The organism is Candidatus Cardinium hertigii (genome assembly GCF_003788695.1).
The window spans coordinates 47,543-48,616 of the sequence record NZ_RARA01000023.1 but is presented as its reverse complement, the minus strand read 5'-3'; the positions used below and the strand labels follow the sequence as shown (position 1 = coordinate 48,616).

The 1,074-nt window shown below is 35.8% G+C and carries 2 pseudogenes (both only partly in view); both read left to right on the top strand.

The features are described from left to right. Positions 1–509: pseudogene (locus EDM02_RS06140) on the top strand (Rpn family recombination-promoting nuclease/putative transposase) (it extends 380 nt beyond the left edge of the window). Positions 510–971: 462 nt separating this feature from the next. Further along, a pseudogene (locus tag EDM02_RS02235) lies at positions 972–1,074 on the top strand (Rpn family recombination-promoting nuclease/putative transposase) (its annotated part continues 313 nt past the right edge of the window); the annotation flags it as partial.

The following is a 1,074-nucleotide window of genomic DNA, read 5'->3' as shown; positions in this document are numbered from 1 at the left end:
ATGTATTTCGTATCACAGAAGAAGAAAGTAATGCACTGTATTTTAAAGACTTAGAATTACACACCATTGAACTAAAGAAGTTTACCGATAATCCAAACGAAGCCTTAACCGATTTAGTCGTTAAGGTTAAGACAGCACTAGATAGATGGGTAGCCTTTTTAACAAGACATGATTTGCTAAACAAAGACAACTTACCTCCTCCTTTAAACGATGTCCATTTAAAAAAGGCACTACAGGTACTGAATGTTATGAACTTTACACCAGAAGAACGTACCTTGTATGAAGGCCATTTAAAGTGGTTATGGGTCGAAGAAAATACAGTTAAAAAAGCTAAAAATGAGGGCAAAGAGGAAGGTATCCAAATAGGCAAAGAAGAAGGTATCCAAATAGGAAAAGAGGAAGGTATCCAAATGGGAAAAGAGGAAGGTATCCAAATAGGGGAAACCCAAAAAGCCATGGCTATAGCCCAAAATTTGCTTCAAGAAAAGCTACCTATTGCCTATANATAATGTATTTCGTATCACAGAAGAAGAAAGTAATGCACTGTATTTTAAAGACTTNNNGGTTATGGGTCGAAGAAAATACAGTTAAAAAAGCTAAAAATGAGGGCAAAGAGGAAGGTATCCAAATAGGAAAAGAAGAAGGTATCCAAATAGGCAAAGAGGAAGGTATCCAAATAGGCAAAGAGGAAGGTATCCAAATAGGTAAAGAAGAAGGTATCCAAATAGGAAAAGAAGAAGGTATCCAAATAGGGGAAACCCAAAAAGCCATGGCTATAGCCCAAAATTTGCTTCAAGAAAAGCTACCTATTGCCTATATAGCCAAAGTTACTGGTTTAACCATTAGCCAAGTAGAACAGTTATACAACGTATCTTCCCAATAAATAAACAGAACGAGTAACACATGCCTAATTACGTATTGTAAGCATACATGCCAAGTGTATCAATTTTAAAACCTAAATTATAGTTAATATGCAAGCCATTACGCCTCGTGTGGATGTAGCCTTTAAGAAACTTTTTGGCGTAGAGGAAAATAAAGACTTATTGATTTCGTTAATCAACGCCATTGTTTCAG